This window comes from Noviherbaspirillum sp., assembly GCF_035627455.1.
Classification (GTDB): Bacteria; Pseudomonadota; Gammaproteobacteria; order Burkholderiales; family Burkholderiaceae_D; genus Noviherbaspirillum.
Map to the genome: position 1 here is coordinate 23,942 of NZ_DASPLS010000060.1, position 14,376 is coordinate 38,317.

Sequence of the window (14,376 nt, forward strand, 5' to 3'; positions counted from 1 at the left end):
CCTGGCCGCCGCGGCGGTTTCAGCTTGCAATGCGCCACGCGATGTAGCGGCTGAGGCGGTCGGGTCCGAGGCCGCTCAGCCCGTGCAGCAGCTTCGATCGCAATCCGACCGGCCAGTGCACCTTGCCGAATCCGCCTTCATGGATCGCGGCTTTCCAGATCGTCGCGGCGACGTCCTCCGCCGTCAGGCGCACGCCGAGGCGCTTTATGCTCTTCGCATTCATGTCCCTGACCATGTCGGTCCGAACGAACAAGGGCATCACATCCATCACCCGGATGCCGTGCTTCTGCCATTCGACGTTCAGGGCCTCGGTCAGGCCGCGGACCGCGAACTTGGTGGCCGAATACGTCGCCAGCGACGCCTGGCCGTAGATCGCCGACGCCGAGGACAGGTTGATGATGCGCGAGCCGGGCGTGCCCGCGAGGTAAGGCTGCGCGACGTAACAGCCGTTCAGCATGCCCTTGATGTTGACATCCAACAGCGCATGGTGGCCGCTGAGCGGACTGGATTCGAACGGACCGGAAATCAGGATCCCGGCATTGTTGACCAGCACATCCAGCCTGCCTGTCTTACCAAAGAAGGAAGCCAGGGCGGCATCCCATTCCTGCGCATCGGCCACATCCAGGCGGCATGCGAACGCGTTGTCCGGCCCCAGTTCCGCCGCCAGCCGCGCCAGTGCGGGGGCATCGACGTCGCTGATGCCGACCATCCAGCCGCGTTTGACGAACAGGCGCGCAGCCGCCCGGCCGATACCGGTGGCTGCGCCGGTGATGAACGCGCAGCGCCGTCCCGCTTCCGGTGCGCGCCTCATTGCTGCTTCCCGTCCATGAACCGGGTGCCCGGCGCCGCCGCCGTGAACGCCACCCGCGCACGGGCGAATTCCGCCAGGCTGCGCAGCGCCGCCGCCGCCGACTGCAGGTAGAACGACGACAGATGGAACACATGCCAGCGCGCCGAATGCACTTCGATGCGGCAGGAAACGCCGCAGCGCGCCGCATGTTCCGCCAGCCGCGTGGAATCGGCGAGCAGCACTTCCTCGTCACCCACCTGGATCAGGATCGGCGGCAAGCCATGCAGGTCGATTTCCAGCGGCCGGTGCGCATCGACGGAACGGGGGCAGTTGTACCAGCGCAGCCCCTGCTCCAGCCAGCCCTGCCGGATCATCGGGTCCTTGCCGCGCAGGGATTGCATGGTGGCGCCGCTCAGCGTGCCGTCGGTGACGGGCGATATCAGAAGCAGGCCGGCCGGCATGGCGGCGCCCCGCCCGCGCAGCCGCAGCGCCAAGGCCAGCGCCAGCGCGCCGCCGGCTGAATCGCCCGCGACCACGATCTCGTCGGCCCGGTAGCCGGCGGCGGTCATCGCGTCGTAAGCTGCCAGCGCATCGTCCAGCGCGGCCGGATACGGATGTTCCGGCGCCAGCCGGTAGTCCGGAACCCAGACCGGCATGCCTGATTCCACCGCCAGCCTGGTGGTGATGCTGCGGTGGGATGTCGTGCCGCCGAGACAGAAGGCGCCGCCATGCAGATAAAGCATGGCGCCGCGCACGGCGCTGCCGTTTTTCGCGGTCACGACCTCGGCCGGTACGCCGTTCGCATTGCGGGGATGACGGTTGGCGTTGCGCACGCCGGGCATCAAAGGCGACAGGATCGCGGTGATGCCCCGCTGCATCCCGATGCCCCAGGGCGGGCCGATGAAGGGGCGGAAGCTGGTCCTCAGCATGCCGCGCAGCATGCCTGCCTTGAATGCCTCCAGCCCGCCGGGCGGCGCCGCCACCACCACCCCGTCGCTTGCACCCGGCAGGCCGCGTGTGAAGCGGTAGGCGTGCAATCCGGAAAACCGCGTGAGCCAGCGGTAGGTCAGGGTGAATCCCGGCCAGTTGGTGCTGTTGTGCCCGGCCGCATCCACATACCAGCTCTTGCAGCCGTTCCAGACCGACTCCGCCAGACGGCGCTGGATGTTCACATTGAAGCGGCGGTGACGGGCGGCATCGACTTCGAGCGCGGACGCGCCCGCCTCTTTCATCGCGCGCCAGCAGCGCATCACATGCGCGATCTGGCTCTCCAGCATGTACACGATGGAGTTATGGCCGAGATTCGTGTTCGGCCCGTAGAGCATGAAGAAATTCGGGAAGCCGGGCACGGTGATGCCGAGGTAAGCCTGCGCGCCGCCCTGCCACGCGTCGTTCAGGTCCTGCCCGGAACGGCCGCTGATGCGCATCGGCGACAGGAACTCGGTGGCGGCGAAGCCGGTCCCGTACACGATCGCATCCGCCTGGTGGTGCCTGCCGTCCGCGGTCTCGATGCCATCCGGCGTGATGCGGCGGATCCGCTCGGTGACCAGACAGACATGCGGCTTGCTGAAGGTCGCCAGGTAATCGCTCGACAGCAGGATGCGCTTGCAGCCGATCTGGTAGTCGGGAAGCAGTTTCGCGCGCAGGGCGGCATCGGGCACCTGCGTAGACAGCAGGCGCCGGAACGGCATGCCCGCGGCCAGCTTCATCAATCCCTTGAAGCGGGTGAAGGCGATCGCGCGCGATTCGTACACCGCGTAGATCGCCGCCCGGTACAGCTTCATCGTCCATGGCAACCGGCGGAACATCGCCTTTTCCAGCCTGGTGTAACCGCGGTCCGGGCGCGGCAGTATATAAGCCGGCGAGCGCTGGAATACCGTGAGCGCACCGACCGCGTCGGCAATCGCCGGCACGAACTGGGTGGCGGACGCGCCGGTGCCGATCACCGCGACCCTTTTGCCCGCCAGCGGATAGGAATGATCCCAGTTCGCGGAATGGAAAGCGCGGCCCTTGAAGCTTTCCACGCCCTCGATGTTCGGCAGCGCCGGGCGGCTGAGCTGGCCGGTCGCGGTAATGAGCATGCGGGCGGCAAGCGTCGATCCATCCCTCAGGTGCACCCGCCACAGCGCGCGCTGCTCGTCGAACTCGGCATGCGCCACCTCGGCGCCGAAGCGGATGTGCGGGCGCACCCGGTACTTCTCCGCGCAATGGCGCAGGTAGCCGTGGATTTCCGGCTGCGTCGCAAAGACGCGCGACCAGCCGGGATTGGGCTCGAAGGAAAACGAGTACAGATGCGAGGGAACGTCGCAGGCGGCGCCGGGATAGCTGTTGTCCCGCCACACCCCGCCGACCTCCCCCGACTTCTCGAGGATGATGAAATCGTCGACCCCGGCTTTCTTGAAGCTCACGGCCATGCCGATGCCGCCAAAGCCGGCGCCGATGATGATCGCCTCCAGCAGCGTGCCGTCCCCGGCGGCAGAGTCAACCGGGCGCATTGTCGCCCTCCGTTTCGGCCGGGTTGTCGGCGGCGCAGCGCGACCGGCCGGGCATGCAGCTAGCTATCATGGTTTTGTCTCCTGCCATGCGGCAACGCCGCGTTTATTGGAAGTTTTGCAGGAATATTAAGTTGCGTCGAGAGCAACATCAATATGGGCAGGGGACAAAGACTTTATGATTCGGGCCACATCCACGCACTTGGAGACGGATATGACATTTGCGGACTTCACCCGGGGCACGGCAAGTGTCCGCGTGCTGGTTGCCTTCGGCCAGGAACATGGCCTTGCGCCGGCGGCGCTGCTCGCCGGCAGCAGGCTGTCGCTGGCGCAGCTGGTCGACCCGAATGTCGAATTGTCCGCCGCGCAGGAACTCGCGGTGATCGGCAACCTGGTACGCCTGCTGAAGCGGCCGGCGGGGCTCGGCTTCCTGGCCGGCGCGCGCTACCACTTTTCGACCTATGGCATCTGGGGCTATGGCGTGGTCAGCAGCCCGACCGCGGCGGATGCGCTGGCGCTGGCATTGCGTTTCCTGCCCCTTACCTATGCATTTGCCAGGATTGGCTACCATGAGGCCGGCGAGTCCGGCGTCATCCGCTTCGGCGAGCCGGAGGTGGCGCCCGAACTCAGGCGCTTCCTGGTGGAGCGTGACATGGCCGCCGCGGCGGTGCTTCTGCGCGAGGTTGCCGGGACCGGGTTTTCGCTGTCCCGTTTCACGCTCGCCTGCGCGCCCGGGGAACTGCTGAAGCTCGCCCCGGAACTGGAGCGCATCTTCGGCCTGCGCCCGGAGTTCGGCGCCGCGGCGAACAGCCTGGCATTCGAGCGAGCCTTCCTCGGCCGGCCCTTGCCGCAGGCGGATCCGGCCACCTTTTCGATGTGCCGCCAGATGTGCAGCCAGCTGCTCGAGCGCCGCAGGTCGCGCCTGGGCACCGCGGCGCTGGTCGGACAGTACCTCGGCGCCGGAGCGGACGCCGCACCTACGCTGGCCCAGCTGGCGCGGCGCATGAATACCAGCGAGCGCACGCTGAAGCGGCGCTTGAAGGACGAGGGCACGACGTTCCGGGCGATACGCGCAGAATCCCGCCGCGCGCTCGCGACGGAGCTGCTGAGCGACGACAGTCGCAGCCTGACCGACATTGCCGAGACCCTCGGTTTCAGCGACCTCTCCAGCTTTTCGCAGGCCTTCAAGCGCTGGTATGGAATGGCCCCGAGCAAGTTCCGCTCAGCCGGCGGGTATCGCGCCCTGCCCGGCCACGGCGGTCCCTGTCCGGCATAATGCAGGTTACGCTCCGGTCCCGGCCGCATGTTTTCGCCGCGCCCCGGGAACCGCAGCCACTGCAAACCCGTTCCGTTTCACTCGAAGGTGACCATCTTGAAGAAAACCGCCCTTATCACCGGATGCTCCTCGGGAATCGGCCGCGCGCTGGCCGAGGAATTGCACCGGCGCGGCTACCTCGTCTATGCGACCGCGCGACGGGTCGACGCGCTTGCGGAACTGGCCGCGCGTGGAATGCGCGCGGTGCCGCTCGACGTGACCGACATGGACAGCGTGGCCGCGCTGGCCGAACGCCTGCGGCGGGACGACGTGAAGCTCGACATGCTGGTGAACAATGCGGGCTACGGCACGATGGGCGCGCTGCTCGACGTGCCGCTGCCGGAGCTGCGGCGCCAGTTCGAAACCAACGTGTTTTCGGTCATCTCCCTCGTGCAGGCGCTTCTGCCCAATCTGCTCGCAACCGGCAATGCCCTCATCGTCAATATCAGCAGCATTTCCGGGGTGACGGCCACGCCCTTCGCCGGCGCCTACTGCGCGTCGAAAGCCGCGCTCAACCTGCTGTCGGATGCCCTGCGCATGGAGCTCGTGCCGTTCGGGATCAGGGTCATCACGGTCCAGCCGGGCGGGATTGCATCGCAGTTCGGGCACGCCGCCGAAAAACACGCGGCGGAACCTTCCCCCGGCTCCCTGTACCGCCCGCTTCGACGGCAGATTCACGAACGGGCGATGATGTCCCAGATCAACGCGATGCCGGCCGAGGAATTCGCGCGCCGGCTCGCGGACCGGCTGATCACGGCGGACCCGCCGCCGGTGATCCGGATCGGTCCGAAAAGCACCTTGTTGCCCATGCTCAAGCGATGGCTGCCGACCCACATGCTGGACCGCTTCCTGTCCCGCAAATTCGGACTGGATGTCGACGTCCTGCGCCGCCAGTAGAGCGCGCGGATGAATCCAAAGGATCGCAGGGTCGATGGGCGCCTTCCCCATCCATATTACCCAAGGCGTAAAAGACCATGAACGAATGGCTGATCTACGGCGCCAACGGATACACGGGCGAACTGATCGCGCGCGAGGCGGTACGCCGCCAGTGGAAACCGGTGCTGGCGGGCAGGAACCGGGCAGCAATCGGAAAACTGGCTGCGGAACTGGGTCTCGGGTACCGCATTGTCGGCCTCGACGACCATGCGGAACTGGTGCGCGCGCTGGAAGGCGCATCCCTGGTGCTGCACTGTGCGGGGCCTTTCTCGGCCACCAGCGCGCCGATGATCCGGGCCTGCCTCGACGCGAAGGCGCACTATCTCGACATTACCGGCGAGATCGACGTGTTCGAGCATGCGCATGCGCTCGATGGCGAGGCAAGGCGTGCCGGCGTCGTTCTGTGCCCGGGCGCCGGCTTCGATGTCATCCCGACCGACTGTGTCGCCGCGGCGCTGAAAGCGGCGCTGCCCGATGCCGTCACGCTGTCGCTCGGCTTCGATTCCAGTTCGGGCTTTTCCCCCGGCACCGCCAGAACCTCGGTGGAGGGGCTGGCGCTCGGCGGCCGCGTGCGCCGGGACGGCAGGATCGTCACCGTGCCGCTGGCTTACGAGACCCGGCAGATCGATTTCGGCAGGGGAACCAGGACGGCGATGACCATCCCTTGGGGCGATGTGTCGACCGCATTCCACACCACCGGCATCCCGAACATCAAGGTGTTTACCCCGGCATCGCCGCGCTCGGTGAAGGCATTGCGCCGGCTGAATTTCGTGCTGCCGCTGCTGAAGTTGAGGCCGCTGCAAAAGCTGATCCAGCACCGCGTCGGCCGCAGCGTCCAGGGGCCGGACCAGGCGGCGCGCGAACGCACGCTCACCTACGTATGGGGCGAGGCAGAAAACGCCAGAGGGGAACGCAGGACGGCGCGCATCCGCACCGCCAACGGCTATTCGCTGACGGTCACCGGCTCGCTCGCGCTGGCGCAGCACCTGCTGTCGCAGCCGGTGCCGGGCGGCGCTTATACGCCGGCGAAACTGCTGGGACCGGATCTTGTCGAGCGGCTGCCCGGCTCCGGCAAGCTGGAGCTGGATTGACAGCTGGATGGGTGGGGCCGCCGAGGTGGGGCCGCCGAGGTGGAGCCGCCCTATTTCTGCCCGTCCGCCTCTTTGCTTTCGCCCTTCACGCCGTCGTTGAAGCCCTTGATCGCCTTGCCGAGATCCGAACCGATCGTGCTGATCTTTTTCGTGCCGAATACCAGCATCACGATCATCAGCACGATAACCCAGTGCATTACGCTGAACGAACCCATCATTACTCTCCTGTTAAAGCCGGCCGCATGGATAAGCGGCCATATCAAAACCGATCATGCTCACGGCGTCACGAGGCGCCGGCGCATCTCTTCCGTCATGTCGACCCGTCCTTCCGTGTCGACCACCATCACTTCGTGCAATCCCAGGCGTTCTGCCATCGCCCGCCACTGGCCGGGACCGGCCAGGAACAGCGGCTTGGACTTGCCGTCCGAGCGCGTGCCGGGGTCGCTGCCGCCGCTGGTGATGATCGTGACCGAGGCCATCACGTCCACGCTTTCCCCGGAACGGGGATCGATGATATGCGGACGCCTTTTGCCGTCCTGCATGTAATACCGCTGGTAGTCGCCGCTGGTGCCGATCGCTTCATTGTCATGCAGCTCGACCGCCGCCATCGCGCCGTCGCCGCGCGGATCCTTGATCCCGACCCGCCACGGCCGCTCGCCCGGCCGGCCGAGCGCGAGCATGTTGCCGCCGACGTTGATCAAGGCCGCCTTGACGCCGGCGCCGCGCAGGATCTGCGCGGCACGGTCGAGCGCATAGCCTTTCGCGTAGCCGCCGAGGTCCAGCATCACCGCCTTGTTGACGCTCCGGATGCGCGTGCCGTCAAACCGCAGGTCGGACATGCGCGGGTTGGCATCCACCCATTTCCTGATCTCCGCCGGCGCCGGCCGCTGCGCGGTGATGTCGCTCGACTGGAATCCCCAGAGCCGGATCAGGCGCCCGATCGCCGGGTTGAACAGGTTGTCGGAACTCTCCGCAAGCCCGGCCGCCGCCTGCAGGATATCGACCATTTCCTGGTCCGCGGCGTATTCCTCCCCGCGCGCAATGCGCTCGTTCAGTGCGGTCAGGTCGCTCGGCTGCCAGGCGTGGAACTTGTGGTGCAGGCGGTCGAACTCGCGCAGGACCTGCGCCGCCAGCGCCGCCGCCCGTTGCTCCGGCTCGCCGTAGATGCTGACCTCGACCCGGGTGCCGAAGACCTTTCCTTCCGTCCGGTGGATCACCGCCCGCGGCTGGCAGCCGCCCAGCAGTGCAAGCACCAGCATCGCGTACAGCAGCGCGAGCAAAGGAAGAGGCTTGCGTGCCATCGCGCGTTATCGTCTCAGGCGCTGCTGTCGCGTCCCGCCTGCGCTTCGAGCAGCGGGTCCGCCAGCAGGATGTCGAGCAAGGCGGAAAAGCTGGTCCAGCAATCCGGGCCGGCCGGCATCGTCCATTCGACCGTAGTCCCGTCGTCGCGGTGCAGATGCACCGGCGCGCCAGGCAGCCCGGGATGCACGGGCGCGGTATCGATGCAGAAATCCGCCTCGCCCCATGCCCAGCGTATGCAGTATTCGTCGGCGCTGAAGTAACGCACCTCCATCATCACGCCGTTATCGAAAGACAGCAGCAACGCATCCTGCGCCATGCGCACCGGCTCGCTCAGGCGCTCGCCGTACTGTTCCTCCAGTTTGGCCTGAAACGCCAGGTGCACCGACAGCTCGGGCACTTCCGGCTCGGCCGCGCCCCTGCTCTGCGCGAGCAGTTCTTCGCGCAGCTGCATGCGCGCCTGCTCGATGATCTTCGCGCCGAGGTAGTGCTCGTAGGTCGGATGCTCGGCCGCCTCCGCCCGCCGGATCTTGTCGAGCAGTTCTTCTTCGGCGGCGACGCCGTGCTGGCGCAGCAGCGCCTTGCGCGTTTCGCGCAGCGTGTACAGTGTTCTCGCCGCCAGCGCCTCCATCGCGCTCGGATCCATGCTGTTTTCCAGGTCGTTCATCATGGTTAGTGCATCTTGCTGTCGTGCGCCGAACCCGGCTGGTTGTGCATCTCGCGGGTAATTTGTTCGAAGCGCAGCACCTTGCCGCCTTCCTTCTGCGCGAACGCCTCGGCATCCTGCGCGCTCGCGAACGAGCCGTAGGTCGGCCCCATGGAGCCGGGCTTTTTGCTGCCGACCACGTACAGCGCCGCTTTCGCGTCGATCCACTGCCCTTCCGGCTTTTCCCAGCTGGTCTTGCCCATATCCTGCACGAACAGGCCGGCAACCGGTCGCTTTTGCTCGGGATCGAGCAGGGTCGTGAACAGTTCCATCAGGTCGCAGAAGAATTCCGGCGCGCCTTCCTTGTAATGGATCTGCGCCTTCGGGCCGGGATAATCCTTGAGCACCATGCCGTCGAGCGCGCAGGCGGTACCCGCCCCCGGTTCGATCGCGGCAACCTGCGCGATTTCCTTGCCGCAGCCGGCAAGCACGAACAGCAGCACCGCGGCGCCATGTCTTAATTTCATCTGAATCTCCAGCGTGCAATCAAAAAGGGAACGACAATCCAGGCGGCCATCACCGCGCCGAGAACCGCCGGGCTGGTCAGCCGGTCCGGCATCACGGTCGCGAGGCCGTACATGTTCTGTACCTGCTCGGAACTGAAGATGTTCAGCAGCCGGAACACGTCGGCCGGATTGAGCATCAGCAGCGCGCCGAACACGCCGCTGCCCAGGCTGCCGTCGCTGAGCACCAGCGCGCCGGTGAGCAGCAGGTCGAAAATCAGTACGAAAAAGAACCACAGCCCGATCGCCACGCCGGAGGCCCGGATGCGATCGGTCGAAACCACCGACACCAGCATCGACAGGCTGAGGAATGCCATGCCCATCAGCGTGGCCGACAGCACGAAGCCGGCGTAATGGTACAGGTCCTTCGATTCGACGCCGCCAGAGATCGGCAGCAGCCCGGCGCCGAAGCCGAGCGCGGTGGATACCGCGAGCGCCGCCGCCAGCCCGAGGAACTTGCCGAGCAGGATTTCGAAGCGCGTGATCGGCATCGACAGCAGCAGGTCCATCGACCCGCGTTCGCGTTCGCCGACGATGGCGTCGTAGCCGAGGATCAGCGCGATCAGCGGCACCAGGTAAATGACCAGGCTGACCAGGCTCGCGATCGTGACATCGACGCCCTTGAATCCGACCGAACCCTGCTGCGCCGAGCCGAAATAGGCGATGGCCAGCGCGAACAGCGAAAAGATGATCGCCACCGCCAGCACCCAGCGGTTGCGGATGCGGTCGCTGAACTCCTTGCCGGCGATCACGCGCACCTGGCCGAGATCGAGGTAATTACGCATGCGATTCTCCGTATCCAAGAAAGACGTCCTCCAGCGAGGGCTCGCGGATGGCGATGTCCCGCACGCCCTGCTGCATCGACAGCACCTGCAGCACCGGCACTTTCTGCGCCGACGGCACCGCGATCTGGGCGCATGCGCCCTCCATCCTGAAACGCAGGTCATGCATGGACGACAACACGGCCTGCAGCTGCTGCTCCCAGCCGGCCTCCACCTTCACCTCGATGGTGGAAGGCAGGTTCATCTGCGCGCGCAGTTCGGCCAGCGTGCCCTGCGCCGCGACGCGGCCGCCGCTCAGGATCACCAGCCGGTCCACCCGCTCCTGGATCTCGGCAAGGATGTGCGAGGTGATGACGATGGTCGCTCCCTGCGACTGCACCTCGCGCAGGATCCGGTAAAAGTCATGGATGCCTTCGGCGTCCAGCCCGTTGGTCGGCTCGTCCAGAAAGATGAGTTCCGGATTGCCGAGCAGGACCTGGGCGAACCCGAGGCGCTGCCGCATGCCCTTGGAATAGCCGCGCACGCGGCGCTTGGCGGCGTCCTTCAGGCCGACGCGCTCCAGCACCGCCTCGCATTCGCGGCGCGGCACGCGCTTGAGGTCGGCGAACAGCTGCAGCACCTCGATCCCCGACAGGTTGTCATAGGTGACGAAATGCTCCGGCAGGTAGCCGATACGCCGGCGCACGCTGCGGAAGCTGGCGCCGTCGAGCGGCGTGCCGCATACCCGGATCGTGCCGCCGGACGGCGGCAGCAGCCCGAGCATGAGCTTGAAGAGCGTGCTCTTTCCTGCGCCGTTATGGCCGATCAGGCCGAACATTTCGCCTCGTCCGACCGTCAGGTCGACGCCGTCCAGTGCCTGGACGTCGCCGAAACGCTTGGTGACCTTACTCACCTCGATGGGGACGCTTGTCACTCCACTTTCTCCAATCCTGATTCAAGGGGCGCGTGCGCGGATGCTTGTCGACCACGCTCGGGGCGCGCAGCACCGGGAACTGGCGCGCGACGAAGCGCAGGGTCTGGACCGACGGACTGCTCAGCACCAGCTTCAGCAGCGGATACTGCCAGTTGAGGCGGTCGACCACGTCGTTCGCTTCATAGGGCACGTCGCCCTTGCCGTCGCCGTTCTGGTCCCAGCCGCTGTAATTGCTCCAGTAGTTGCCCTGGCTCTTGCCCCATTCGACATCCCGCGCGGCCACGAACTTGACCTGGTTCTGGTTGCCGATGAAGTCGTTGCCGTCGATCTTGTTGTTCGACGATCCGGCCGACAGGTGGACGCCGACCTCGTTGTTCACCACCAGGTTCGCGTGCAGGGTGTTGTACTCGGCGTCATAAATGAAGAAGCCGCGGCCGTTGCCGGCGACGACATTGTTTTCGACAACCGAATCCTGGATCGTGCGCAGCATGATGCCGTGGTCGGTGTTGCCCCATGCGACGTTATTGCGAACCGTCAGCCGCCTGACTTCCATCAGCGCCAGGCCGCCGCGGTTCATGTAGACCTCGTTGTTTTCCCACACGCTGTCGTGCGTGTTCATGTAGTGGGTGCCGTAGCGCAGGTGATGGATGCGGTTGCCGCGAAAGACCGATTTGCGCGACAGGTCAACATAGATGCCGTCGCGGGCATAGCTGATGTGGTTGTCCAGGACCTGCGCGCCGGCGCTGTTGTAAAGCTGGACGCCGTTGCCGCGCAGCGTCGATTGCAGGTCGCGCCGGCCGGTGATGATGTTGCGCTGGACGCGCGCGTCGTCCGCCTTTTCCACCCAGACGCCGAACAGGTTGTAGACGATGTCGCAATCCTGCACGGTCGCCCGGTGCGAGCCAGGCTCGAGGTAGATGCCGGAATTCTGGGCGGTCTGGTCGGTTCCGCTGTCGCGCACGATCAGACCCCGGATCGTCACGTCGGCCGCCCGCACCCGGATCACGTCGCCGCTGAAGCCGCCGCGCACGGTCGGCCGGCCGATGCCCTCCAGCGTGAGCGGCTTGTCGATCACGAGCCGCTCGGCGTAGTCGCCGTGCTCGATGCGCACGGTATCGCCCGGCGCGGCGGCGCGTATCGCGTCGGCGATCGATGCGCCGGGGGCGACGCGGTGCACTGCCGCCCCGGCATTCGCGCAAAGCGCAAGCACCGCCGCCAACGCGGACAGTGCGCGCACCAACCAGCTGTATCCATTACCTGGCAATTGTGTCACTCCGGCCTTGCGGCCACCTCGGCTGCCTTGTCATGCAGATGACGGCGCACGCTCTCCAGCGGCACGAAGTATCCCTTCGCATCGATGCGGGTGAGCGGCAATCCCTGCTTCTCGCGGTTCTTGCGTTCCTTGACCAGCGGCGGACAGGCATGATCATCGTAGTACATCACCATGCAATCCAGGCAAAGCAGGCACTCCTTCTGATCGATGTTGCCCTTGGCGTCGATCGCGTGCGAGCCGCAGCCGGCGGCGCAGGCGTGGCAGGTCTGGCACTCGCTCTTGCGCTTCAAGCCGAACAGCCGGAACTTGCCGGGAATCGCCAGCCCGGCCCCAAGCGGGCACAGGTACTTGCAGTACGGGCGCTCGCTCAGGATGGAAATGCCAAGTATCGCGGTCACGAACAGGACGAAAGGCCAGGACCGGTTCCAGATGCCGACCAGGAAGGTGGTCTTGAACGGTTCGATTTCGGCAAGCGTCTCCGCAGCTTCCATCGAGTAGAACGACACGCCCACCAGCACCGCGAAGACGACGTACTTGATCCATTTCAGCTTGTCGTGCAGCGCTTTCGGCAACAGGCGCTGGAAGCGCTTGAGCCCGAGCCAGCCGCCCAGCTTGTAGGCGAGGTGCTGCAGCGACCCGAAGGGGCACAGCCAGCCGCAAAAAAGTCCTCTTCCCCATAGCGCAACCGTCACGATCATGAACCACCAGAATATGAATATGAACGGGTCCGAAAGAAACAGTTCCCACTTCCATTGATGGATCAGCGAATGGAACCAGGTCATCACCTGCGTGATGCTCGGTTGCGCCTTCAGGTAGAAGCCGATGAAGCCGACGCTGGCGATCCACAGCACGGTGCGCGGCACCGAGATCAGCGGCTTGTGCTTGCGGTTCGATGCGCGCACCAGGCGGTCGCGTTGCGAATACAGCAGCGCGGTGGCGGCCAGGATCAGCGTGAACAATCCGATATCGAGCAGGCGGGCGTTCCAGATCGCCTTCCATGCCGGCTGCGGGCGTTCCACATGCGGCCGGCCGCCTTCCAGGTAGCGCGCCGGGAGCCAGTATTCGCGGTCGAAGTGGGTGAAGGTCTTGGTGCCCTTCTGCGCATCCGCCTTGTTGGCGAGGAAGCTCAAGTCCCACGGCCAGGCCGGGTTGAAGCTGGCGGAGCGGATGATGAAGATGCCGGATTCCTTGAACTGCGGCGCGCCCGCCGGCAGCAGCTGGTACAGGTTCAGGTAGTCGGTGTCGCGGAAGGTGAACGACATCGGATCCTGGCGCACCTGGATGCGGTCGTAGATGCCGCCGCGTACGAAGCCGGAGCCCTTGAACGAGGACTGGCCGTTGGCGACGATGAAGATCGCGTGTTCATGCGCTTGCAGGTCTTGCATCAGGCGCTTGTAGCCATGCTCGCCGAGGATGCTCTTGCCCACGGCCGGCGCATTCAGGTAGCCGTAGTACAGGTCGATGTAGGGCTGGCCGTCCTCGGGCGCGCCCACGTCCTTCGCCTCCACGCGCAGGTGCTCGATGCTTCCCTCCTTGAGCAGCGCGTTCCAGTCGAGCCTTTCGTCGACCGCGGTGAAACGGGCGGCCGGACGCGGCACCGCCTTGATGATGCCGACCTGGCGCGCGATGTCGTAGGCGCTGCGGGAAATGACCTGGTTTTCTGCGATGGCGGTGACCGTCGCGCCGCTGATGCCGTCCAGGCCGGTGACACCGTCGCGGCCGTCGCCGATTTCCAGTTTGGCATCGGCGCTCTTGCCAAGGTACTGGCGGATGAAGGTGACCAGCACCGATTCCGGAAGGCCGGCCAGCAGAATGGGTTCGGAATGCTTCAGGATGCGCACGCCCGTGATGATGCCGCGCGTGTCCATGCCGATCAGCGTGATGATCGGCTTGCCGGAATAGGCCGGGATGTCAACGATGTCGGTCGAAAGGAATACATAACCGACAACACGCTTTTCGCCGCCCTCCTGCGCGTATGCCTCGACATAGGAAGGCATGCCCTTGCGCTTGGAGAATTCCTGTGCGCCCGGCAGCACATCGGCGCAAGGCGCATGCGCGCACAGGTCCGGGCCTTGCATCAGTTCCTGCGAAAGCACCGCGTCGTACATGAGGGTGGAGGCGCTCACCGGCGATGCGGGGATCAGGAACCCGATCAGGACGGTCGCGCACAACAGGAATCGGGCCAGCCAGCCCGCTTCGGTCCGGTCAATTCTCTTGTTCATATAGGGACGATTGGGGATGGCGCTCGCGCGGAACCGGCGAAGCGGGACCGCGCC

Annotated in this window: 13 protein-coding genes; 3 read left to right on the forward strand and 10 right to left on the reverse strand. The window is 65.8% G+C overall.

The window, feature by feature from the left end; translation table 11 throughout:
• Nucleotides 1-19: 19 nt before the first annotated feature.
• Nucleotides 20-811: an SDR family oxidoreductase gene (locus VEC01_RS11155; RefSeq protein ID WP_324900895.1), complete on the reverse strand. Its 792-nt coding sequence runs from the start codon at nt 809-811 to the stop codon at nt 20-22.
• Nucleotides 808-3,285 (reverse strand): alpha/beta hydrolase fold domain-containing protein, encoded by a 2,478-nt coding sequence (locus VEC01_RS11160; RefSeq protein ID WP_324900896.1) that lies wholly within the window; start codon nt 3,283-3,285, stop codon nt 808-810. The genes VEC01_RS11155 and VEC01_RS11160 overlap by 4 nt, the downstream gene beginning before the upstream one ends.
• A gap of 211 nt (nt 3,286-3,496) precedes the next feature.
• Here VEC01_RS11160 and VEC01_RS11165 point away from each other — a divergent pair, with 211 nt between their 5' ends.
• The 3 genes from VEC01_RS11165 to VEC01_RS11175 all read left to right on the forward strand — a co-directional run bounded on the left by VEC01_RS11165 (nt 3,497) and on the right by VEC01_RS11175 (nt 6,624).
• Nucleotides 3,497-4,558 carry an AraC family transcriptional regulator gene (locus tag VEC01_RS11165; RefSeq protein WP_324900897.1) on the forward strand — a complete coding sequence of 354 codons (1,062 nt, stop codon included), beginning with the start codon at nt 3,497-3,499 and terminating at the stop codon, nt 4,556-4,558.
• Between the two features lie 96 nt (nt 4,559-4,654).
• Nucleotides 4,655-5,494 (forward strand): SDR family oxidoreductase, encoded by an 840-nt coding sequence (locus tag VEC01_RS11170; RefSeq protein WP_324900898.1) that lies wholly within the window; start codon nt 4,655-4,657, stop codon nt 5,492-5,494.
• A 77-nt stretch (nt 5,495-5,571) separates the two neighbouring features.
• The gene (locus tag VEC01_RS11175; RefSeq protein WP_324900899.1) at nt 5,572-6,624 is read left to right on the forward strand and encodes a saccharopine dehydrogenase family protein; all 1,053 of its coding nucleotides are present in this window, start codon (nt 5,572-5,574) and stop codon (nt 6,622-6,624) included.
• A gap of 50 nt (nt 6,625-6,674) precedes the next feature.
• Here the strand turns inward: VEC01_RS11175 and tatA are convergent, their stop codons facing one another.
• The 8 genes from tatA to VEC01_RS11215 are packed head-to-tail and all read right to left on the reverse strand — an operon-like array spanning nt 6,675 to nt 14,322.
• A complete protein-coding gene (gene tatA / locus VEC01_RS11180) occupies nt 6,675-6,839 on the reverse strand; it encodes a Sec-independent protein translocase subunit TatA (RefSeq protein ID WP_324900967.1) in 165 nt (54 codons plus the stop codon).
• 60 nt (nt 6,840-6,899) lie between these two features.
• Nucleotides 6,900-7,925, reverse strand: a complete 1,026-nt coding sequence (locus VEC01_RS11185) for an FAD:protein FMN transferase (RefSeq protein ID WP_324900900.1) — start codon at nt 7,923-7,925, stop codon at nt 6,900-6,902.
• A 14-nt stretch (nt 7,926-7,939) separates the two neighbouring features.
• Nucleotides 7,940-8,593, reverse strand: a complete 654-nt coding sequence (locus VEC01_RS11190; protein WP_324900901.1) for a hypothetical protein — start codon at nt 8,591-8,593, stop codon at nt 7,940-7,942.
• A gap of 2 nt (nt 8,594-8,595) precedes the next feature.
• Nucleotides 8,596-9,096, reverse strand: coding sequence for a nitrous oxide reductase accessory protein NosL (locus VEC01_RS11195; RefSeq protein WP_324900902.1), 501 nt, complete (start codon nt 9,094-9,096; stop codon nt 8,596-8,598).
• Nucleotides 9,093-9,917, reverse strand: coding sequence for an ABC transporter permease (locus VEC01_RS11200; protein ID WP_324900903.1), 825 nt, complete (start codon nt 9,915-9,917; stop codon nt 9,093-9,095). The genes VEC01_RS11195 and VEC01_RS11200 overlap by 4 nt, the downstream gene beginning before the upstream one ends.
• Nucleotides 9,910-10,827, reverse strand: a complete 918-nt coding sequence (locus tag VEC01_RS11205) for an ABC transporter ATP-binding protein (RefSeq protein WP_324900904.1) — start codon at nt 10,825-10,827, stop codon at nt 9,910-9,912. Before VEC01_RS11205 ends, VEC01_RS11200 begins: the two co-directional genes overlap by 8 nt.
• On the reverse strand, nt 10,799-12,064 hold the full coding sequence (locus tag VEC01_RS11210) for a nitrous oxide reductase family maturation protein NosD (RefSeq protein WP_324900905.1): 1,266 nt from the start codon (nt 12,062-12,064) through the stop codon (nt 10,799-10,801). Before VEC01_RS11210 ends, VEC01_RS11205 begins: the two co-directional genes overlap by 29 nt.
• Nucleotides 12,065-12,096: 32 nt before the next feature.
• Entirely contained in the window at nt 12,097-14,322 is a 2,226-nt protein-coding gene (locus VEC01_RS11215) for a 4Fe-4S binding protein (protein WP_324900906.1), read from the reverse strand.
• Nucleotides 14,323-14,376: the final 54 nt, after the last annotated feature.

Coding starts and splice junctions, on each gene's coding strand:
- VEC01_RS11155 (WP_324900895.1), bottom strand. CDS start 811: ATGAGGCGCGCACCGGAAGCGGGACGGCGCTGCGCGTTCATCACCGGC.
- VEC01_RS11160 (WP_324900896.1), bottom strand. CDS start 3,285: ATGCGCCCGGTTGACTCTGCCGCCGGGGACGGCACGCTGCTGGAGGCG.
- VEC01_RS11165 (WP_324900897.1), top strand. CDS start 3,497: ATGACATTTGCGGACTTCACCCGGGGCACGGCAAGTGTCCGCGTGCTG.
- VEC01_RS11175 (WP_324900899.1), top strand. CDS start 5,572: ATGAACGAATGGCTGATCTACGGCGCCAACGGATACACGGGCGAACTG.
- tatA (WP_324900967.1), bottom strand. CDS start 6,839: ATGGGTTCGTTCAGCGTAATGCACTGGGTTATCGTGCTGATGATCGTG.
- VEC01_RS11185 (WP_324900900.1), bottom strand. CDS start 7,925: ATGGCACGCAAGCCTCTTCCTTTGCTCGCGCTGCTGTACGCGATGCTG.
- VEC01_RS11190 (WP_324900901.1), bottom strand. CDS start 8,593: ATGATGAACGACCTGGAAAACAGCATGGATCCGAGCGCGATGGAGGCG.
- VEC01_RS11195 (WP_324900902.1), bottom strand. CDS start 9,096: ATGAAATTAAGACATGGCGCCGCGGTGCTGCTGTTCGTGCTTGCCGGC.
- VEC01_RS11200 (WP_324900903.1), bottom strand. CDS start 9,917: ATGCGTAATTACCTCGATCTCGGCCAGGTGCGCGTGATCGCCGGCAAG.
- VEC01_RS11215 (WP_324900906.1), bottom strand. CDS start 14,322: ATGAACAAGAGAATTGACCGGACCGAAGCGGGCTGGCTGGCCCGATTC.